This is a genomic window from Mycolicibacterium austroafricanum (assembly GCF_902705885.1).
GTDB classification, from domain to species: Bacteria; Actinomycetota; Actinomycetes; order Mycobacteriales; family Mycobacteriaceae; genus Mycobacterium; species Mycobacterium vanbaalenii_A.
The window spans coordinates 57,530-75,534 of record NZ_CACSIP010000028.1 but is presented as its reverse complement, the minus strand read 5'-3'; the positions used below and the strand labels follow the sequence as shown (position 1 = coordinate 75,534).

Annotated in this window: 21 protein-coding genes; 15 read left to right on the top strand and 6 right to left on the bottom strand. The window is 67.4% G+C overall.

Features of this window, described 5'->3' with window-relative positions; genetic code table 11:
* Nucleotides 1-211 precede the first annotated feature (211 nt).
* On the bottom strand, nt 212-994 hold the full coding sequence (locus BEMPMBAN_RS19085) for a 3-oxoacyl-ACP reductase family protein (protein WP_234897569.1): 783 nt from the start codon (nt 992-994) through the stop codon (nt 212-214).
* Nucleotides 995-1,125: 131 nt separating this feature from the next.
* Here BEMPMBAN_RS19085 and BEMPMBAN_RS19080 point away from each other — a divergent pair, with 131 nt between their 5' ends.
* The 3 genes from BEMPMBAN_RS19080 to ampC all read left to right on the top strand — a co-directional run bounded on the left by BEMPMBAN_RS19080 (nt 1,126) and on the right by ampC (nt 4,834).
* Nucleotides 1,126-1,734, top strand: coding sequence for a TetR/AcrR family transcriptional regulator (locus BEMPMBAN_RS19080; protein WP_159232822.1), 609 nt, complete (start codon nt 1,126-1,128; stop codon nt 1,732-1,734).
* A gap of 65 nt (nt 1,735-1,799) precedes the next feature.
* Complete coding sequence (locus BEMPMBAN_RS19075) at nt 1,800-3,353, top strand: alpha/beta hydrolase (RefSeq protein WP_234897568.1); 1,554 nt, start codon at nt 1,800-1,802, stop codon at nt 3,351-3,353.
* A gap of 284 nt (nt 3,354-3,637) precedes the next feature.
* Complete coding sequence (gene ampC / locus BEMPMBAN_RS19070) at nt 3,638-4,834, top strand: class C beta-lactamase (RefSeq protein ID WP_159232821.1); 1,197 nt, start codon at nt 3,638-3,640, stop codon at nt 4,832-4,834.
* Nucleotides 4,835-4,914: 80 nt separating this feature from the next.
* Here the strand turns inward: ampC and BEMPMBAN_RS19065 are convergent, their stop codons facing one another.
* Nucleotides 4,915-5,751, bottom strand: a complete 837-nt coding sequence (locus tag BEMPMBAN_RS19065; RefSeq protein WP_159232820.1) for an NAD(P)H-binding protein — start codon at nt 5,749-5,751, stop codon at nt 4,915-4,917.
* A gap of 82 nt (nt 5,752-5,833) precedes the next feature.
* Here BEMPMBAN_RS19065 and BEMPMBAN_RS19060 point away from each other — a divergent pair, with 82 nt between their 5' ends.
* The 7 genes from BEMPMBAN_RS19060 to BEMPMBAN_RS19030 all read left to right on the top strand — a co-directional run bounded on the left by BEMPMBAN_RS19060 (nt 5,834) and on the right by BEMPMBAN_RS19030 (nt 10,606).
* On the top strand, nt 5,834-6,778 hold the full coding sequence (locus BEMPMBAN_RS19060; RefSeq protein WP_159232819.1) for an AraC family transcriptional regulator: 945 nt from the start codon (nt 5,834-5,836) through the stop codon (nt 6,776-6,778).
* Nucleotides 6,779-6,820: 42 nt separating this feature from the next.
* On the top strand, nt 6,821-7,075 hold the full coding sequence (locus tag BEMPMBAN_RS19055) for a ribbon-helix-helix protein, CopG family (RefSeq protein ID WP_159232818.1): 255 nt from the start codon (nt 6,821-6,823) through the stop codon (nt 7,073-7,075).
* Entirely contained in the window at nt 7,072-7,509 is a 438-nt protein-coding gene (locus BEMPMBAN_RS19050; RefSeq protein ID WP_159232817.1) for a type II toxin-antitoxin system VapC family toxin, read from the top strand. Before BEMPMBAN_RS19055 ends, BEMPMBAN_RS19050 begins: the two co-directional genes overlap by 4 nt.
* A gap of 190 nt (nt 7,510-7,699) precedes the next feature.
* Nucleotides 7,700-8,206 carry a protein disulfide oxidoreductase gene (locus BEMPMBAN_RS19045; protein WP_159232832.1) on the top strand — a complete coding sequence of 169 codons (507 nt, stop codon included), beginning with the start codon at nt 7,700-7,702 and terminating at the stop codon, nt 8,204-8,206.
* Entirely contained in the window at nt 8,206-9,114 is a 909-nt protein-coding gene (locus BEMPMBAN_RS19040; RefSeq protein ID WP_200846042.1) for a cytochrome c biogenesis CcdA family protein, read from the top strand. Before BEMPMBAN_RS19045 ends, BEMPMBAN_RS19040 begins: the two co-directional genes overlap by 1 nt.
* On the top strand, nt 9,111-9,458 hold the full coding sequence (locus tag BEMPMBAN_RS19035; protein ID WP_234897567.1) for a glutaredoxin domain-containing protein: 348 nt from the start codon (nt 9,111-9,113) through the stop codon (nt 9,456-9,458). The genes BEMPMBAN_RS19040 and BEMPMBAN_RS19035 overlap by 4 nt, the downstream gene beginning before the upstream one ends.
* 95 nt (nt 9,459-9,553) lie before the next feature.
* Nucleotides 9,554-10,606 carry a GlxA family transcriptional regulator gene (locus BEMPMBAN_RS19030; protein ID WP_234897566.1) on the top strand — a complete coding sequence of 351 codons (1,053 nt, stop codon included), beginning with the start codon at nt 9,554-9,556 and terminating at the stop codon, nt 10,604-10,606.
* A 6-nt stretch (nt 10,607-10,612) separates the two neighbouring features.
* Here the strand turns inward: BEMPMBAN_RS19030 and BEMPMBAN_RS19025 are convergent, their stop codons facing one another.
* Nucleotides 10,613-11,569, bottom strand: a complete 957-nt coding sequence (locus BEMPMBAN_RS19025; RefSeq protein WP_159232815.1) for a GlxA family transcriptional regulator — start codon at nt 11,567-11,569, stop codon at nt 10,613-10,615.
* Nucleotides 11,570-11,857: 288 nt separating this feature from the next.
* On the opposite strand from BEMPMBAN_RS19025, the gene BEMPMBAN_RS19020 reads away from it, so the two are divergent.
* Genes BEMPMBAN_RS19020 through BEMPMBAN_RS19000 form a run of 5 tightly spaced genes read left to right on the top strand, consistent with a single transcriptional unit; the run spans nt 11,858 to nt 14,747 of the window.
* Entirely contained in the window at nt 11,858-12,388 is a 531-nt protein-coding gene (locus BEMPMBAN_RS19020) for a DUF1097 domain-containing protein (protein WP_159232814.1), read from the top strand.
* Entirely contained in the window at nt 12,385-13,122 is a 738-nt protein-coding gene (nthB, locus tag BEMPMBAN_RS19015) for a nitrile hydratase subunit beta (RefSeq protein WP_159232813.1), read from the top strand. The genes BEMPMBAN_RS19020 and nthB overlap by 4 nt, the downstream gene beginning before the upstream one ends.
* A complete protein-coding gene (gene nthA / locus BEMPMBAN_RS19010; RefSeq protein ID WP_159232812.1) occupies nt 13,119-13,739 on the top strand; it encodes a nitrile hydratase subunit alpha in 621 nt (206 codons plus the stop codon). Before nthB ends, nthA begins: the two co-directional genes overlap by 4 nt.
* Nucleotides 13,736-14,044 carry a nitrile hydratase accessory protein gene (locus BEMPMBAN_RS19005; RefSeq protein ID WP_159232811.1) on the top strand — a complete coding sequence of 103 codons (309 nt, stop codon included), beginning with the start codon at nt 13,736-13,738 and terminating at the stop codon, nt 14,042-14,044. Before nthA ends, BEMPMBAN_RS19005 begins: the two co-directional genes overlap by 4 nt.
* A gap of 25 nt (nt 14,045-14,069) precedes the next feature.
* Complete coding sequence (locus BEMPMBAN_RS19000) at nt 14,070-14,747, top strand: energy-coupling factor ABC transporter permease (protein WP_159232810.1); 678 nt, start codon at nt 14,070-14,072, stop codon at nt 14,745-14,747.
* A 63-nt stretch (nt 14,748-14,810) separates the two neighbouring features.
* On the opposite strand, the gene BEMPMBAN_RS18995 is transcribed toward BEMPMBAN_RS19000, so the two are convergent.
* From BEMPMBAN_RS18995 to BEMPMBAN_RS18985, 3 genes are all read right to left on the bottom strand, one after another.
* Nucleotides 14,811-15,233 (bottom strand): nitroreductase family deazaflavin-dependent oxidoreductase, encoded by a 423-nt coding sequence (locus BEMPMBAN_RS18995; RefSeq protein ID WP_159232809.1) that lies wholly within the window; start codon nt 15,231-15,233, stop codon nt 14,811-14,813.
* Nucleotides 15,234-15,278: 45 nt separating this feature from the next.
* Nucleotides 15,279-16,052: an enoyl-CoA hydratase/isomerase family protein gene (locus BEMPMBAN_RS18990; protein ID WP_159232808.1), complete on the bottom strand. Its 774-nt coding sequence runs from the start codon at nt 16,050-16,052 to the stop codon at nt 15,279-15,281.
* A gap of 433 nt (nt 16,053-16,485) precedes the next feature.
* The gene (locus BEMPMBAN_RS18985) at nt 16,486-17,961 is read right to left on the bottom strand and encodes an amidase (protein WP_159232807.1); all 1,476 of its coding nucleotides are present in this window, start codon (nt 17,959-17,961) and stop codon (nt 16,486-16,488) included.
* Nucleotides 17,962-18,005 lie beyond the last annotated feature (44 nt).

The following is an 18,005-nucleotide window of genomic DNA, read 5'->3' as shown; positions in this document are numbered from 1 at the left end:
TCGCTGGCCCGACCACCCACCACAGCACCACCGACAGTCCCGCCGTATCCCGGACCCACCGGCGAACGCGCCCAATGGAAGTGGTACACCCCCTACCAACCACCACCCACCACAACCAACAACTAGTGGCGTCTGACCGATTTTTCGGGTGTTGTGTGCCTGAGGCTTGAGGTATTTCGCGATTCTCTCAGACACGCCTGGGGGTGGTCGCTCAGACGTTGAACCCGCCGTCGACGTGCCACGTCGCTCCGGTGACGAACCCGGCTTCGGGCAGCGCGAGATAGGCGACCGCGCTGGCGATGTCGTGCGGTTGACCGTAGCGGCCCAGGGCAGTTGTCGCGCGGTTCACGCCGGCGATTTCGCTGTCGTCGTCGGGATTCATCTCGGTTTCGGTGGGGCCGACGGCGAGGTTGTTGACCGTGATCCCCCGAGGGCCGAGTTCGCGTGCCAATCCGCGGGTCAATCCGGCCACCGCTGCCTTGGTCATCGCGTAGACCGAGAGTGTCGGGAGATGAACACGGTCGCCGTTGACACTGCCGATGGTGATGATCCGCCCCGCCCCGTCCATGTGGGGGACGACGGCCTGAATCGCGGCGAACACACCGCGGACGTTGACGGCTACCAGGTGATCGAACTGATCCATCGGAAAGGACTCGACGGGGCCGAGATGGGCGACCCCGGCATTGTTGACCAGAATGTCCAACCCGCCGAGGCGATCTGCCGTGGCGTCGACCGCGCGCCGGATCGCCTTGGCGTCGGCGCTGTCGGCTTGTACGGCCGTCACCGACGATCCCGACTCTGACGCCTGGGCGACGAGTTCCGCGGCGCGCTGCGGTGAGGAGTGGTAGGTGAACGTCACGGTTGCTCCGTCGTCGGCAAGGCGGCGCACGATTGCTGCGCCGATCCCCCGGGAGCCGCCGGTGACCAGGGCGCGACGCCCCGCCAGTGGCCGTGCCGACGAGTCGGTGAGTGATTGGGAGACGGGGGTGGTCACGGGTTTCTCCTCCTTCAGGATCGATCGGTACGGAACAACGGTATCAGTTGTGGACCTATCGGTACGCAACTCGGAAGGGGTGCGGAATAGTTCCATACCGGCCGGTTTGGAAAAGGTACGATCGCGATGGCATGGATTCAACGAGCGCAGCGGCCATCGGGCGGCCCAGGGGTTTCGACGTCGAAGAGGCGCTCGAGCGGGCGATGTCGGTCTTCTGGGAGCAGGGTTATGAGGGCGCCACTCTCACCGATCTCACGCGCGCGATGGGCATCAACCGCACCAGCATGTATGCCGCGTTCGGGAACAAGGAACAGCTGTTTCGCGCGGCGCTGCAGCGCTACCTGCAGGGTCCTGGCGGTTACCTCGCCCACGCACTGCAGGAGCCGACGGCTCGCCGGGTGGCCGAAGAATTCCTCGCGGGATCGGTCCGCACCACCACACGGCCCGATGCCCCCGCGGGGTGCCTGACCGTCCAGGGTGCACTTTCCGCAGGAGACGCGGGCAGACCCGCCCGCGACGCGTTGATGACCTGCCGTGAGCAGGCCTGGTCGCATCTGCGCGAGCGGTTCGGCAAGGCAGTCGACGACGGTGATCTGCCGCCGGAGGCCGACCCCGGGCTTCTCGCGCGCTACCTCATGACCGTCGGGAACGGCATCGCGGTCCAGGCTGCGACCGGGGCGAGTCGCGACGAACTCCAGCGGGTCGCCGACTGCGCGCTGCGGCACTGGCCGCCGCTCTGAGCGACCATGCCGACAGGGACAACCCGTTTGACTGTGCCGCGGCGGCACGGTGTTTCATACGCACCGTGAACTCCTGGCCGACAGTCCGAGGCGCCGTCGCCGTCAGTGCGGCAGTGCTGCTCTCGCTCTCGATGACAGCCTGCGCCGCGGACTCGCCGAACGCGACCGCGCCGGGTGGGCTCGCGCGGTTCTACGACCAGCAGATCTCCTGGGGATCGTGTGACGACTACGCGATCACATCGATCGAGCGAGCGGTCTTCGCGGGTGCCGAGACAGCCGAGTGCGGGCGCCTCGACGTGCCGCTGAATTACCAGGATCCCCAGGGCAGGATTGCGCGACTGGCGGTCATGCGGGTGCCTGCGCGTGGTGAGGCGCTCGGCTCCCTGGTGATGAACCCCGGCGGGCCGGGCGGATCAGCCCTGTTCGCTGCGGCCGCCACGGCGGCGTCGCTGCCGGAAAGCCGCTTGACCGAACGCTTCGACCTGGTGGGCCTCGATCCGCGCGGGGTCGGTGCCTCCGAGCCGGCCATCGATTGCTACTCCGACGCCGAAGCTGAACGTGGTGACGTCTGGCTCACCACGCAGGGCACGACTGTGCAATGGACACAAGAGGACACCGAACACGTCTTCGAGCGGTGCGCCGAAAGCTCTGGAGGAGCCGACGTGTTGGTCAGCGTGGGTACCCGCGACGCTGCCCGCGACATCGATGTGCTGCGGGCGGTCCTCGGCGACGAGCAACTCACGTTTCTGGGGCAGAGCTACGGAACGCGACTCGGTGCGGTGTACGCCGAGCAGTTCCCGCAGAACGTCCGGGCGATGCTGCTCGACGGCGGTATCGACCCGCACCAGGCGACATTCGAGCGCCGCGTCAGCGCTTACGCCGGCTTCCAAAGAGCTTTCGACCAGATGGCCGCGTTCTGTGTCACCCAGCAAGACTGTCCCCTCGGCGACGATCCGGGCCGGGCGCTGGAGGCGTTCCAGCAGATCATGCAGCCGCTCCACCGTTCACCGATTCCGGCGCTGAACACCGATCTCGACTTCGACGAAGGGATCGGTGGCGTGGTCTCGGGTCTCTATTCCGACGTTGCCTGGCCGCGCATCATCGCCGGCATCACGCAGGTGCAGCAGGGTAGGGGCGACGAACTCCTGCAAATCGGCTACGACTTCGCGCTGAGCGGGCCCGGAATCGGCTGGACCAACCTGCCCGAAGCCAACTACGCCATCAACTGTATGGACGAGGATCGACTCACCGAAGAGCAGGGCAACGCTCTGCGTCGGGCGATCTTCGACGCGGCACCGTTCATGGATCCCGGCGTCGATCTGACCGGTGCGCGCGACGGATGTGAGCACTGGCCTACCGAACCGACTCTGGGTTTCCCGTACGCCACCGATATCGACGGGCTGCCGCCGACGCTTGTGGTCTCGATAACCGGAGACCCCACAACACCGCACAGCGGAGGCGTCAGCCTGGCCGGAACGCTGGGCAGCGCACTGCTCACCGTCGAGGGCGAGGGCCACACCGTGGTGACCGGCGGAACCAACGCGTGCGTCGACGACATTGCCGCCGACTACCTGATCGACCTCATCGTGCCGCCGGTGGGTGCCACGTGCCCGCTGTGAGCGATCAGCACTCCCGCCGTCGGTGCACCGAGTGCCTGGCCGAGCGCGACAACGATGGTTGCGGCGGACATGGCGAGGGTGGTGCCTACCCAAGCGCGTCTGAGTCCGATACGTCGCTTCAGGTCACCTCCGAGCGCACCGATGATGCCGGCGGCGCCCAGCGCCGTCCACGCGATCGATGCCACAGCGACGCTTGCGGACCCCGGCGGTGCTGATCAGATCGCGGCCACGGGCCTCCGGGCCGGTCGATCGAGCGTGAACACCGACGACGAAGCTGACCGGCAATGTTCGAATCACGGAAGGATTTTCAAGTGCGAAGCATCATCAGGGCGGCCACAGCACTGTTGTCGGTCGTCGGGTTGTTGTGCACGTTGTCTATCGCGGGACCTGCCGCCGGACGCCCCGATGCTCTGGCCGTGGTGGTGGACGAAGCTTTTGAACCGCTGCTGTCCCGGTACGACATCCCTGGTTTGGCCGTTGCAGTGACCGTCGACGGCCGACAGCACCACTTCACCTACGGGGTCGTCTCCAGGGAAAGCGGAGCCTCGGTGACACCCGAAACGATCTTTGAGATCGGTTCGCTCAGTAAGACATTCACTGCGACCGCAGCCACGTACGCACAAGCGCTGGGACGAATCTCGCTCAATGAGCATCCCGGCACCTACATGCCGGAGTTGGCGGGCAGTGCGATCGACAGGGCGACGCTTCTCAACCTCGGTACCTACACGGCCGGCGGGTTGCCTCTGCAGTTCCCGGACGACGTCACAGATCAAACCCAGATGCAGACCTACTTCCAACGATGGACACCCGATGCGGCGCCGGGCGAACAACGTCGCTACTCCAACCCGAGCATCGGCCTGCTCGGCCACCTCACCGCCCTGGCGATGAACAGCAGCTTCACGGGCCTGGTCGAAGGGCAGCTCTTCCCGGAACTGGGGCTGACACGCAGCTACATCGAGGTGCCTGAGTCCCAGATGGGTGGCTACGCCTGGGGTTACGACGCTGACAACAGGCCGACCCGGGTGAGCCCCGGGGTTCTGGACGCCGAAGCCTACGGTGTCAAGTCCACCGCGGCGGACATGCTTCGCTTCGTCGAAGCCAACATCGCCCCCGCCGGTCTCGAGGCGCCGATGCGCGATGCCGTCGAAGGCACGCACGTGGGCTACTTCAAGGTCGCTGACATGGTGCAGGGTCTCGGTTGGGAGCGGTATCCCTTCCCGGTCGGCGTGGATCAGTTGCTGGCCGGCAACTCCACCGACATGGCCTTGCAGTCCAACCCGGCCGTTCCGCTGACCGGACAACCCACCTCGGGCCCCGCGCTGTTCAATAAAACGGGTTCCACCAACGGGTTCGGCGCCTACGCCGCATTTGTTCCCGAGGAGCGGATCGGCATTGTCATGCTCGCGAACAAGAACTTCCCGGTCGCCGCGCGGATCACCGCAGCCCACGCTGTGCTCCAGAAACTCTCGGTCGAAGCGTAGAAAACCTGCGGCGTGACCGAACGCCGGCCGCTCTGATATCCGGTACGTGGCTTGCCGGTGCCGGGCGAGGTTGGTAACACTCATCGTTGCCATGTCCCCGATGCCGCTGTCCGCAGCACGTAGTCCTCGAAGGTGCGCGGTTCGCGTCCCAGGACGGTGGCGACTCCGTCCGTCGGGTCCGCCAGCAGGCCACGCTGCATCGTCACGAACATCTCGGCGAGGTGGTGGGCGTCGTCCTCGCTCAGCCCGTCGTCGACCAGCGCGGCGGTGTATTCGGCGGGAGTGATCTGCTTGTAGGTGATGGGCTGTCCAGAGGCGCGGGCGATCAACTCCACCGCCTCGGCGAAGGTGATGGCTCGCGGCCCGGTCAACTCATAGATCTGACCGGCGTGCCGACCGGGCTCGGTCAACACGGCGGCCGCGACGTCGGCGACATCCTCGAGGTCGATCAGCGGCTCCGGCACCTCGCCGGCCGGCAACGCCAGCTCGCCGGCGAGCAGAGGTGCGTGCCAGAGTTCCTCGTCGAAGTTCTGTGCGAAGTTGTTGGGCCGCAGTATCGTCCACTCCAGCGCCGAGCCGCGCACCGCCGCCTCGGCGTCGCGCATATCCAGCCCGAACTCAGAGTCGCCCCAAGTGTCGGCACCACGCCCGGAGAGCAGGACCAGTCGCTGGACTCCCGCTGCTTCGGCGCGTGGCACAAACTGGCGCACGGGCCCGACCGTGGCGGGAGCCACCACGTAGACGGCACTCACGCGCTGCAGGGCGGCGTCCCAGCTGCCGGTGTCGGACCAGTCGAAGCGGGTATCGCTGGACCGGGAGGCGGCACGCACCGGGATGCCGCGCATCCGCAACCGCGCGGCCACCCGTCGCCCGGACTTGCCGGTGGCACCGAGGACAAGGGTGTTGTTGTTGGTCATGCCATCGATTGAACGCCGCATGGATGGACGGAGCCATAGGTGAGAAGCTGCTCTGCATGTGTAATCGTCTAGGCTTGGCCGGATGGACGTGTTCGGCGATCTGTTCCGCGGCGTGCGGGCCCATGGCTCGCTGTTCGGCAGCTCCACCCTGACTGCGCCGTGGGCGTTGCACTTCGTCGACGGCGCACCGCTGACTCTGTGCACCGTCCTCGGGGGGGCCGGCTGGATCGTGCCCGAGGACGGTCCGCCGGAGCGGCTGGGTGATTACGAGACGGTGGTGGTGCGGGGTCCGGCGACCTTCACTTTGGTCGATGAAATCGGGACTTCAGCCGAACCCGTTGCCTGCGGCGAATTCTGCGCGACCTCCGAGCATGGCGGCACCCGGCACCGCCTCGGCTGGAGCGACGACAACAACACCGGAACCGGCGCGACGACCCTGATCGTGGGCGCCTACCCGGTGCGCGGTGAGATCAGCCGCCGATTGCTCGACGTGTTGCCATCCGTGCTCCGGGTGGAGGCCGGAGGCACCGGTGACGCGGTACTTGACCACCTCGCCGCGGAGGTGGCCGTCGATGTCCCCGGTCAGCAGGTGGTGTTGGACCGGCTGCTGGACTGGATGCTGGTGTGCACACTGCGCGAGTGGTTCGACCGACCGGGGGGCCGCCCCCCGGCCTGGTGGGCCGCTCAGCGGGATCCGGTGGTCGGCGAGGCGTTGCGCCTGCTGCACGCCGACCCGGCGGCGTCGTGGACGGTGGCGACGTTGGCCGACCGCATCGGGGTGTCGAGGTCGACACTGGCCAAACGCTTCACCGAACTGGTCGGCGAACCGCCGCTGACCTATCTGACCCGGTGGCGGATGACACTTGCGGCGGACCTGCTGGTCGAAAAGCCGGAAGCCACGGTCGCGGCGGTCGCCCGCGCCGTGGGCTACTCCGAACCCTTCGGCTTCAGTGCCGCGTTCAAGAGGGTTCGGGGCGTCAACCCCAGCGAGTTCCGGCGCACGGCCGCAACCGCCGTGGCCTCCTAATTGACAGCATGCTGTCAGTATGATTGACGCTATGCTGTCAGGGTGCGGACGACGGTGACCTTGGACGACGACACCCTCGCTTTGATCAAACGACGGATGGCAGAGCGTGGGACGTCGTTCAAGCAAGCGCTCAACGACGCGATCCGTGAAGGTGCGGCCCAACGGCCGGCGCCGGCGGCCTTCGCCACCCGCGCAGCAGACCTGGGTGTGCCGTCGGTGAGCCTGGATCGAGCGCTGCAACTGGCCGGTGAACTCGAAGACGAGGAACTGGTCCGAAAGCAGCGGCGCGGCGCATGAAATTGGTCGACGCCAACGTCTTGGTGTACGCGGTCAATTCAGCGAGTGAGCATCACGAGGCGAGTCGGCGCTGGCTGGACCGGGCGTTGTCGGGAGCCGACATCGTCGGGTTGGCGTGGGTCCCGCTGCTGGCCTTCGCCCGGCTCACCACGAAACACGGCCTGTTCCCTTCCCCGCTCGCCCCACGAGACGCGCTGGCTCAGATCCGGGAGTGGTGCGCGGCGCCGAGTGCGGTACTCGTGCAACCGAGCGCCCGGCACGCAGACGTCTTGTCCGACCTTGTGGTCCAGGTGGGCGCGGGCGGCAACCTCATCAACGATGCCCATCTGGCGGCGCTGGCCATCGAGCACCGGGGAAGCGTCGTCACCTACGACCATGATTTCGGCCGATTCGACGGCGTCCGTTGGGACACCCCGGAATCGCTGCTGGCCTGACTGATATCGCCAGGAGGCCTCCTGCCAGGCGGCCCCCGAGAATTCTCCGTTCAGCACAGTGTCACTTCGCTGACAATGGAGACGCAGCTTCGGCGCTCATCCTGCTTGGGTGAGCGCATCCACACAGCCACGGAAGGTCGGATCATTGAGAACCACGTACGCGCTGGCGGTGCTCGCAACGACGGTCGGGATGCTCGCCGGCTGCGGGGGAACCGGCGGCGGGGACGCCGCGTCGGTGACCTCCAGCGCACCGCGAACTGACGCCGCCGCGCCGTCGGCCCCGGCGGCTGTCCCGGCGGAACTGAACTTCACTGCGAAAACTGTCGGCGGGCAGGAGTTTTCGGGACAGTCGCTGGTGGGCAAGCCCGTCGTGTTCTGGTTCTGGGCGCCCTGGTGCCCGACGTGTCAGCGCGAGGCCCCCGATGTCGCGAGCGTCGCTCGTGCCACTCCCGAGGCGACGTTCGTCGGGGTGGCGGCGCTGGATCAGGAGCCGGCGATGCAGCGGTTCATCGACGAGTACGGCATCGGGTTCTTCCCCAACATCGCCGACCTCGACGGTGCACTGTGGCAGCGCTTCGGCGTCACCACACAACCGGCATTCGCGTTCGTCACGGCGGACGGGTCCGTCGACGTCGTTCGGGGCAGCTTGTCGGAGCCCGCACTCACCACCCGGGTCGCCACGCTCCTAGACAGCTGATGAACGGTGAAACGATCGCCTTCGCGATGGCCGCCGGGCTGGTCGCGGCGCTGAACCCCTGTGGCTTCGCGCTCCTGCCGGGTTACCTCACGCTGGTGGTGGCGGGTGAGGGCAGCGCGTCTCGCAGCCGAATCGCCGCGGTGGGACGCGCGCTGGCCGCGACGGCGGTGATGGCGGCCGGGTTCGTGGTGGTGTTCGGTTTGTTTGCGCTGATCCTGGCCCCGTTCACCACGGTGATCCAGCAATACCTGCCCGTCGTCACGGTCGTCATCGGGGCAGCCCTGGTGGCGCTGGGCGCCTGGATGCTGACCGGACGGGAGGTGACCGTCCTGGTGCCGAAGTCCGGCGGCGGCGCACCGACCGCGCGGCTGGGCTCGATGTTCGGCTACGGCGTGGCCTACGCGGTGGCCTCGCTGTCGTGCACGATCGGTCCGTTCCTCGCGGTCACCGGCTCGACCTTCCGGACCGGTTCGGTGCTGGAAGGCATCGTCGCCTACCTGGCCTACGCCGCAGGCATGGCGCTGCTGGTCGGTGTCCTCGCAACCGCCATCGCGCTGGCGGCCGCGCCGGTGACGCAGTGGCTGCGTGGTGCGACGGGGCATCTGACACGGATCGGCGGGGTGCTGTTGGTGGTGGCCGGGGCCTACGTGGCGTATTACGGTTTCTACGAACTGCGGCTGTTCCGCGGCGGTAACGCCGCCGATCCGGTGATCGAGGCGGCCGCACGTGTTCAGCAGGCGGTGTCCTCGGCCGTCGGGGCAGTCGGCAGCGTGCCGGTTGCGGTTGCTCTCGCCGGGATCGTCGCCGCTGCCGGGGTCTTCGGATGGTGTCGGACGCTCACTCGTCGACGCCGGGCCGACGCCGTACGCTCCAGCGGCGAGGCTTCGGTGAAGGAGGACGGCCGGTGAGCGCAACGGGTTTTGTCGACGGCGTCGAGGTGTTGTGGCGACCGGGGTGCCCGTTCTGCAGCCTGCTGCGCAGGGGGCTGCGGCGGCGTGCGATCCCGACGACCGAGATCAACATCTGGGAAGATCCCGGTGCCGCGGCGCGGGTGCGCGCGGTCACCGGCGGTGACGAAATTGTTCCGACGGTTTTTGTGGGGACCGCGGCGCTGGTCAATCCGAGCGTGCAGGAGGTCGCTGCCGCGGTCGCCGCTGAGTTACCCGAACGCGCAACGGAACTGCTTGCGGGTGGCACGGACGCGCCGCGGCGCGGCTGGTGGTCGCGGCTGTTCGGCGGCGATTCGACCTGAACCGGTGCCGGCGTTTGCAACGCTGTGGCAACACAAGCCCGTTACATTGATCCCCACGCTCAGTGCGGGGTCAACGGAAGGGCAGTTTCGGACACGTGGCCGACGATTCCAGACATGAGCAGCGGGTGCCGGCTGGTCAGGCAGCCCGAACGGTGGTGTTCGCGCTCTACAACAAGGTGACGCTGCAGGATGTGGCGGCACCGCTGGAGATCTTCGCCCGCGCGAACGACTTCGGGGCGCGCTACACCGTGCTGTTGGCCTCGCCGACGGGGGAGGCCGTCGGAACGACGGCCTTCGCGACGCTGAACGTGGACATCCCGCTGGCCGAGGTACCCGCATCCATCGACACCCTGCTCGTGCCGGGCGGAGTGCCGGCCGACTTCAACTTCACCCCCGGCCTGCACGACATCCCGGAAGAACCGACACCCGACGCCGTACCCGACGCGGTGACGATGGTCCGCGAACTCGCACCGCGGGCGCGCAGGGTGGCCTCGGTGTGCACGGGCGCGTTCGTACTCGCGGCCCTGGGGATGCTGGACGGCCGCCGCGCGACCACCCACTGGGCACACTGCCAGACGTTGGCCAGTGCCTATCCGAACGTGAAGGTCGACCCGGACTCACTGTTCGTGCAGGACGGCCCGTTCATCACCGGAGCCGGGATCACTGCCGGAATCGACCTGGCATTGGCTCTGGTGGAAAGTGACTACGGCCCGGGCGTCGCACGCCGGGTGGCGCGCTGGATGGTCGTGTTCTTGCAGCGCCCGGGCGGGCAGGCCCAGTTCAGCGTCTGGGCGGAGGCAGCGCTGCCGGCGACGGGAGGCCTCCGCGACATCGTGGACTCCGTGATCGCCGATCCCGGCGCCGAGCATTCGACAGCGGACATGGCGGCCCGCGCGGCGGTGAGCGAGCGGCACCTGGTGCGGATGTTCCGCGATCAGGTCGGAACGACGCCCGCCCGGTTCGTCGAGCAGGCGCGCCTGGAAGCCGCAAAGGTGCTGCTGGCAACCGGCGACCAGAGCCAGGAAGCCATCGCGCGGCGCGCCGGCTTCGGGACGCCGGACACCATGCGGCGCACCTTCCGCCGCAACCTCGGCGTTTCCCCCAGCGTCTACCGAAATCGCTTTCGCACCACCGGAATCGGCCAGTAGCGACCGTCAGGCGCCCGGCGCCGTCGCGTGCGGGATGCGGTGCGCCGCGAAGTGATCGCGCACCCGGGCGCCACAGCTCAAGCCGCTGCGCTGTGCCGCCGCGTGAAAAGACTCACCCGCCAGGACCAGGCTGACGGCGTTCTCCAACCGGACCTCCTGGACGTACTGGCGAAGCGTCACCCCGACCTGCGCCTTGAACAGCCTGGCGAGGTGGCGAGGGCTGATACCGAGTCGGGCTGCCACCGTGTCGAGTTCGTAGTGCCCGGCCGGTTCGGCGTTGACCGTGGCGAGCAACCGGTCGAGTTCCGGATGTTTGGGCCGGGGTGTCCGGGCGGCCACGGAGATCTGCGGATCGCCCTCCATGCGTCTGCTGAGCACGACCATGTCTTTCGAGATCTCCTGGGCCATACCGGTCCCATAGTCGTCACTGACCAGAGCCAACGCCAGATCGATGCCGGCTGCGACGCCCGCGGAGGTCCAGATGGCGCCGTCGTGGGTGTACACCGAATCGCGGTCGATGATCGTCGACGGGTGTCGCGCGGCGAACGTGTCGAGGTGTCGCCAATGGGTGGTCGCGCGGCGCCCATCCAGCAGACCCGCGGCAGCCAACGCGAACGACCCCGCACAGACCGCGGCGATCCGGGAGGCGCGTGGTGCGTGTGCGCGGATCACGGCTTGCAGATGCTGCGGAACCCCCTCGGCCACAAGGGAATCGCCGCCGGGAACCACCAGGGTGTCGAGTCGGGAGGGCAGCGCAGACACTGGAGCCGCATCGAGGGATAATCCCGACGAGCACCGGATCGACGACGAACCGGTGGTCGAGTAAAGCCCGACCGAGTAGCCACACCCCAGCGTGCGAGCCACGTCGAAGACCTCCAGCGGCCCCGTGACGTCCAGGGTGCGGACCCCGTCGAACACAAGCATCGCGACCCGCCGTGGCCGGCGGTCGCTCCCGAGATGCATTGCACTAGCCTGGGTTAGCACAGCCACCCCGCGCGCGCCGATGTCCGGAATTGCGCACGACCTGTCCGTAGCGGTCGGGTCGCTCGCGGCGGCCGGGGCCCGATGGCCGGGATGTCCTGTTCTGTGCAAAAGATGTCCATGTCGGCAGTCGACTGAAAAACCTGCGTTACCGCCTGGAAACACGGCGCGATCAACGTTGTCCACGGGCTTGACGGTGAGCCCGGCGTCGGGGCCGCTTTCGAAGCGTCTCGATGTCTCGATCTCGTCGACTACGCAAGGTGGAACTGAATGGATTCGCGGTCTGCGCTCACGTTGAGCATCGGTGTGCTCGGCGGGGTCGCGGTGGCTTTCACCGCCACCGTGATCACCGTCCCGATCTGGGTGGTGTTCCTCGCCTGGGCCTCCTTCTTCTTCGTCGGCGGCGGCCCCGCCGGCTGGGTGCGCTCAGTGCTGTCGAATATGGCGGGCGTCGCCATCGCCTGCGGGAGTCTGTATGCAGCCCACCTGCTCGGTGGCGGCCTCGTCCTCACTGCCGTCGCCGTGGGAGTCGGCAGCGCGGTGATGGTGCAGGCCTCCTGGGTCGACATCCTCGCCACCACACCGGCCGTGGTGGTGGGTTTCGCCTCCACCGTGTCCACGGTCGCGGGGACCGGACAGTTGGTCACCGCGACGAGCATCTCCCACCCCGGGCTCGTCGCAGCGGTCGCCTGCGTGCTGGGTGCCACGTTCGGCATCGTCTCGGAGTACCTGGCCAAAGTGATGACCAAAACACCGACGGCTCCGGCTGCCGGTGCTGAAACGAAAGGTGCGACGGCATGAAACTGCAGCACTATCTGGGTGGTCTCGAGGGCCTGCCCCAGCCGCTGAGCCTCGAGAAGCGGGTGTTCGTCGAAGAGTGGGAGAAGCGGATCTTCGGCATCCACGTCGCGATGATGGGGCTGAGCAATCACCTCGGTTCCGCACTGCCCGAGTATCCGATCGCTGATGTGCCGACCAAGTTCCGCGACGAATGGACGTGGGCGGACCTGCGTACCGGCGCCGAGGCGATGAACCCGTTCGACTACTTCAAGTTTCGCTACTACGAGAAGTGGCTCGGCGGCATCACCCAGTTCTTCATCGACAAAGGGTATGTGTCCGAAGACGAGATCCTTTCGCGGCTAGCCGATTCGGCGCTGCCGTCGACCGAGGCCGATGTCCCGGCGATCGACGATCAGGTGATCGACTACCTGCGTCGCGGCGACAGCCCCCGGCGCGACGTCGCACACCCGAAGTTCGCGGTCGGGCAGACGGTGCGGATCACCAATGTCCCGGCCGGAGCTCACACCCGGCTGCCGGGGGCGCTGCGGACGAAGGTCGGCACGGTGACCCGGATCTTCGAAGGCGACTACGGCTACTTCGTCCACACCGGCGACGGCATCGGCGACCCGATGCCGATCTACATCGTGGAGTTCACCCCGGAAGAACTCTGGGGCGTGCGGGCCGAGCCGGGTGCCAACAGTTTTTATGCCGAGTTGTTCGAGGCCTATCTCCAACCCGTCGAGGAGGACCAGTGACTGACCAGTTCGCCTACCCATCCGATCGTGAGCAGTCGAGTGCCGAGAAGGTCACGGCACTGGAGAACCTGTTGGTCGAGAAGGGGATCATCACCAGCCAGACCGTCGACAAGGTGCTGTCCTACTTCGAGTCGGAGATGACACCGCTGAACGGCAAGAAGATCGTCGTCAAGGCCTGGCAGGACCCGGATTTCGCGGCGCGCGTCGTCGTCGATACGCCGGCGGCGATAGCGGAACTGGAACTGCCTGACGGCATGGCCGGCGCCGAGGGGGAACACCTGCAGGCCGTCGCCAACGTGCCGGGTGTGCACAACCTGATCATCTGCACGCTGTGTTCGTGCTTCCCATGGCCGGTGCTGGGTCTGCCGCCCTACTGGTACAAGGATCCGGTGTTCCGCTCGCGGGCGGCGCGCGAACCGCGAACTGTGTTGGCCGAGGTGGGCGTCGAGCTCGCCGACGACACCGAGATCAAGGTCTGGGATTCCAGTGGGCACTCCCGGTGGTTCGTCATCCCCGAGCGACCCTCCGGTACAGAGGGTTTCACTGACGAGCAGCTCATGGACCTGGTCACCACCGAATCCATGATCGGTGTCGCACTGGCGGGGCAGCAGTCATGACACTCCACGAGACCTGCACCACCGACCAGGCGGCGCCGTCGTTCGACCACGAATGGCAGCGCCGGGCGTTCGGACTGGCACTGGCCCTCTCGGAGTTCGGCCACTACCAGTGGAGCGAATTCCAGCAGAGCCTGATCGACACGATCGGTGGCTGGGAGGCCACGCCCGAAGCCGTGCGTGGCGAATGGGAGTACTACGACCACTGGGTGGCAGCACTCGAAGACGTCGTGCAACAGCGAGAGATCCTCACCGCCCCCGTGATCACCGACGACGGCGACCACGCGGTGGCCGACGACCACCACTGACTCGCCCGAACAGAAAGGTCCACCCATGCACATAGAACCCGGAGTTGTCGAAGGGTCGAAGATCGTCCTGAGTTACCTCACCGCCGGCGGTGTCGGCGCCTATGCGTTGACCTCGGCATGGAAGCACGTCAAAGAGCGTGGTTCGGCGTCGCTGGTTTTCGGCGCCGTCGCGTCGACGGCGATGGTGTTCGTGTTCTTCCAGGTCTTCCCGCATTTCCCGGTGGGAGTCTCCGAGGTGCATCTGATCCTGGGATCGACGCTGTTCCTGTTGTTCGGCGCCGCGCCGGCGGCCTTCGGGCTTGCTCTGGGGCTACTGATCCAAGGTGTGCTGGTTGCGCCCTTCGACCTTCCGCAGTTCGGCATGAACGTCACCACGTTGCTGGTGCCGTTGTTCGCACTGCAGTACGTGGCGAGCAGGACCATCGCGCCCAAGACCGCCTACGTCGACTTGAAATATCGCCAGGCTCTGGGGCTTTCGGCGACCTACCAAGCCGGGATCGTGTCCTGGGTCTCCTTCTGGGCGCTCTACGGTGAGGGTTTCAGCGCCGAGACAGTCGCCAGCCTGGCCGCATTCGGCATCGCCTACATGTCGGTGATCATCCTCGAACCGCTCGCCGACCTGGCGGTGCTGGCCGGCGCGAAGGCACTGCACCGGTTCAGGGACGGGGCGTGGCTGGAGCCTCGTCTCTTCGCACCCGCCTGAGAATCAGAGGAAAAGTCGACGGGCCACCCTCCGGACTCTGTCCGGGAGGTGGCCCCTCGGTGGCTACTCCACCACGAACACCGGGATCAGCCGGTCGGTCTTGGTCTGGTACTCGGCATAGGGCGGGTATGCCGTGACGGCGAGTTCCCACCAGTGCTCACGTTCGGCGCCGTCGACCTCGCGCGCGGTCAGTTCCATGACCTTCTCGCCGTCCTGGGCGGTGACCCGGGGGTGGGCCTTGACGTTGTGGTACCAGGAGGGGTGCTGGGGGTCGCCTCCCTTGGAGGCGACCATCGCGTACCGGCCGTTCTCCTCGACGCGCATCAACGGCACGTAGCGCTTCTTGCCGGACTTGGCGCCGGTGGTGGTGAACAGGACGACGGGCCGGCCCATGATCTCGACGCCGTCGGTGGTGCCCTGCTCCAGGATGCGTTCGGTCTGTTCGCGGACCCAGTCCGTCGGGCTCAGTTCGCCGTGTTCAGTCACGTCGTGCTCCAACACTTCTCGGCGCGGTGATATTCCGCCGCGGGTTCAGCGCGCCCGCCACTGCGGCGGGCGCCGGTCGCGCCAGGCTTGCAGGCCTTCAGCGACGTCCTCGGTCGCTCCCGCCACCTTACGCATCGTCTCGCCGAAGCGAACAGACTCGACCCAGCCCATGTCGGCACTGCGCCACGCGACCTCCTTGGTGGCACGCTGGGCCAGCGGTGCGGCTCCGGTCAGGGTCTTCGCCCAGGCCCGTGCCTCGGCCTGCAGGTCGGCGGGGTCGACCATCTTCCAGATCAAACCGATCTCCTTGGCCCGCTCGGCGCTCATCGGCTGGCCGGTCAGCAGCAACTCCATCGCGTTGGCCCACCCGACCCGGTGGGGCAGCCGGATCGCTCCGACGATGGTGGGCACACCGAGCGTCACCTCGGGGAAGCGGAAGCTGGCCTCGGTGCTGGCGATGACGAAGTCGCAGAACAGCACCCCGGTCAGGCCGTAGCCGATGCACGGGCCGTGCACGGCGGCGATGGTGGGCTTGAACAGCTCCATCCCGCTTTCGAACGAGTTGATGGTCGGTTTCTCCCAGAACGTCCCCCCGAAGGTGCCCACCGCCCCGGCGCCGTCTTTGAGATCGCCGCCGGCGCAGAAGACGTCTCCGCTCGCGGTGAGGATCCCGACCCAGGCGTCCTCCTCCTCGCGGAACCGGTCCCAAGCCGCGTTGAGCTCGTCGCGCAGCGCACCGTTGATCGCATTGCGGGCCTCAGGCCGGTTCAGCGTGATGGTGGCGACGTGGTCTTCCAGCTCATAGGTGACAAGGCTCATAGCTGGACCCTAGTTGGCGGGAAGGTCGACGGTTTTCCCGGAACGCCGCGGTGACCTCGGCCCCCGCAGGTCGGTGCGCAACTGCCCCAGGTGGCTGGCGCAGCGCAAGCGTCCTGAGCGTGCGCAGCGTCGTGGGTTTGAGTGGCGACGGACGTGGCATCCCATGTCGAGAGCGGACACAGCTGGGAGGAGTCATGCGGTGACCGATCTCGTCGGCCGTCTCACGCGAGCTTTCCCGCGTTGGACATGACCCGCGAAACCGCGCTCGATCCGCTCTACAGGCGCTCGGTGGTGCCGCCGATGCGCAGCGCCTCGACCTACCCGACCGCTGGGCGATCTACGGTGCGCTCTACACCGACGCGCAGCGGCTGTGCCAAGAGGTGCAGTGGCTGCGAGATTCGCTGGTTGAGGCCGCCCGTACGCTGCGGTGAGCTCACCGGTGCAGGGGAGCCACGCGATCCGCCCAGGGCATCGCGTGCTCGATTTGGGCAGCCAGCGAAATCAGCCGCGATTCGCCGGCCAACGGCGCGACGAATTGCACGCCCAATGGCAGGCCGTCGGGGGTCCAGTGCAGTGGAAGTGAAATAGCCGGCCTGCCAGTGAGATTCGCCAACTGTGTGTATGGCACCCAGGTGAGGTTCTTCTCCACCATGTCGTCGACGAACTTGGTGTGCCGCAGGAGGCCGGCGGCGCGGGTCTTGAGGAGCAGGTCGGCGCCTCGCTGCAACGCGACCGGCAGGTCGAACTCACCGATCTTGGGGGGCGGCGTCGCCAGGGTGGGAGTCAGCAGCAGATCGTAGGACTCGAAGTAGCTGGTCAGCCGGCGGGTGTGCTCGTGGCGCCGCTGCACGGCAGCGACGTAGTCGACGCTGCTTGTCGCACGGCCGAGCGCGGCCAGGACGAGTGTGTCGCGCTCGAACGACTCGTCACCCGCGCCGGTGCGTTGCTTCGCTTCGGCGAGTTCCCAAGCGGTGTAGACGAACCAGGTGAGCAGGAAGTCGCGGGCGAGGGCGGCATCGTCGAACGGCGCCTGCGGCAGCTCCTCGACGTGGTGGCCGAGGTCGGTGAGCGTCTGCACGGTCGCCTCGACGGCCTTGAAAGCCTCGGGGTGCGGCACAGGGTTGATCGACGTCGGCACCCGCACGCCGATCCGCAGCGTGCCGGGATCAGCACCCACGTACGACGCGAACAGCGAATCGGGCATGCCCGGCACGTACGGCGCGGATGGTTCCCCGCCGCTGATGACATCCAGCATCGCCGCGGTGTCGCGCACCGTGCGTGACACCACGCCCTGTACGGCGGCCCCGTGCATCGACTCGCCGGTCGCCGGTCCCGAGGGGGTCAGACCCCGGCCGGGTTTCAAGCCGACCAGCCCGCAGCATGCCGCGGGGATGCGGATGGATCCGCCGCCGTCGTTGGCCCCCGCGCACGGCACGATTCCCGCCGCGACGGCGGCCGCCGAACCTCCCGACGATCCACCTGGTGTCCGCCCCAGGTCCCATGGGTTCCGGGCCGGCCCCCAGGCGACCGGCTCGGTGATTCCCTTCGCCCCGAACTCCGGAGTGTTGGTCTTGCCGAAGATGACCAGGCCGGCATCGATCCAGCGCTGGACGACCGTCGCATGCTCGGGGGCGCGGGTCGTCATCAGCGAGCGGGAACCGGACGAGGTGGGTAGACCCGCGTAATCCTGGGCCAGATCCTTGATCAGGAACGGGACGCCGGCAAACGGGACACCCGGGGTGTCACCGGACGCGACGGGGACGTCACGCACAATCGCGTTGATGTGCGGGTTGACCGCGGCTGCCCGCTCGCGGGCCGCCGACATCACCTCTGCGGCCGAGACTTCCTTGTCGGCGATGAGCTTCGCCAGCCCGGTGGCGTCGTGCGCGCGGTAATCATCGAAGTCCATCCTGCGACGGTAGACGTGACACCGTCCGCCCGGCCAAACTGTCA

Coding starts and splice junctions, on each gene's coding strand:
- ampC (WP_159232821.1), top strand. CDS start 3,638: ATGTTCGAATCACGGAAGGATTTTCAAGTGCGAAGCATCATCAGGGCG.
- BEMPMBAN_RS19065 (WP_159232820.1), bottom strand. CDS start 5,751: ATGACCAACAACAACACCCTTGTCCTCGGTGCCACCGGCAAGTCCGGG.
- BEMPMBAN_RS19020 (WP_159232814.1), top strand. CDS start 11,858: ATGGATTCGCGGTCTGCGCTCACGTTGAGCATCGGTGTGCTCGGCGGG.
- BEMPMBAN_RS19050 (WP_159232817.1), top strand. CDS start 7,072: ATGAAATTGGTCGACGCCAACGTCTTGGTGTACGCGGTCAATTCAGCG.
- nthB (WP_159232813.1), top strand. CDS start 12,385: ATGAAACTGCAGCACTATCTGGGTGGTCTCGAGGGCCTGCCCCAGCCG.
- BEMPMBAN_RS19060 (WP_159232819.1), top strand. CDS start 5,834: ATGGACGTGTTCGGCGATCTGTTCCGCGGCGTGCGGGCCCATGGCTCG.
- BEMPMBAN_RS18990 (WP_159232808.1), bottom strand. CDS start 16,052: ATGAGCCTTGTCACCTATGAGCTGGAAGACCACGTCGCCACCATCACG.
- BEMPMBAN_RS19080 (WP_159232822.1), top strand. CDS start 1,126: ATGGATTCAACGAGCGCAGCGGCCATCGGGCGGCCCAGGGGTTTCGAC.
- BEMPMBAN_RS18985 (WP_159232807.1), bottom strand. CDS start 17,961: ATGGACTTCGATGATTACCGCGCGCACGACGCCACCGGGCTGGCGAAG.
- BEMPMBAN_RS19025 (WP_159232815.1), bottom strand. CDS start 11,569: ATGCATCTCGGGAGCGACCGCCGGCCACGGCGGGTCGCGATGCTTGTG.
- BEMPMBAN_RS19040 (WP_200846042.1), top strand. CDS start 8,206: ATGAACGGTGAAACGATCGCCTTCGCGATGGCCGCCGGGCTGGTCGCG.
- BEMPMBAN_RS19000 (WP_159232810.1), top strand. CDS start 14,070: ATGCACATAGAACCCGGAGTTGTCGAAGGGTCGAAGATCGTCCTGAGT.
- BEMPMBAN_RS19005 (WP_159232811.1), top strand. CDS start 13,736: ATGACACTCCACGAGACCTGCACCACCGACCAGGCGGCGCCGTCGTTC.
- BEMPMBAN_RS19045 (WP_159232832.1), top strand. CDS start 7,700: ATGCTCGCCGGCTGCGGGGGAACCGGCGGCGGGGACGCCGCGTCGGTG.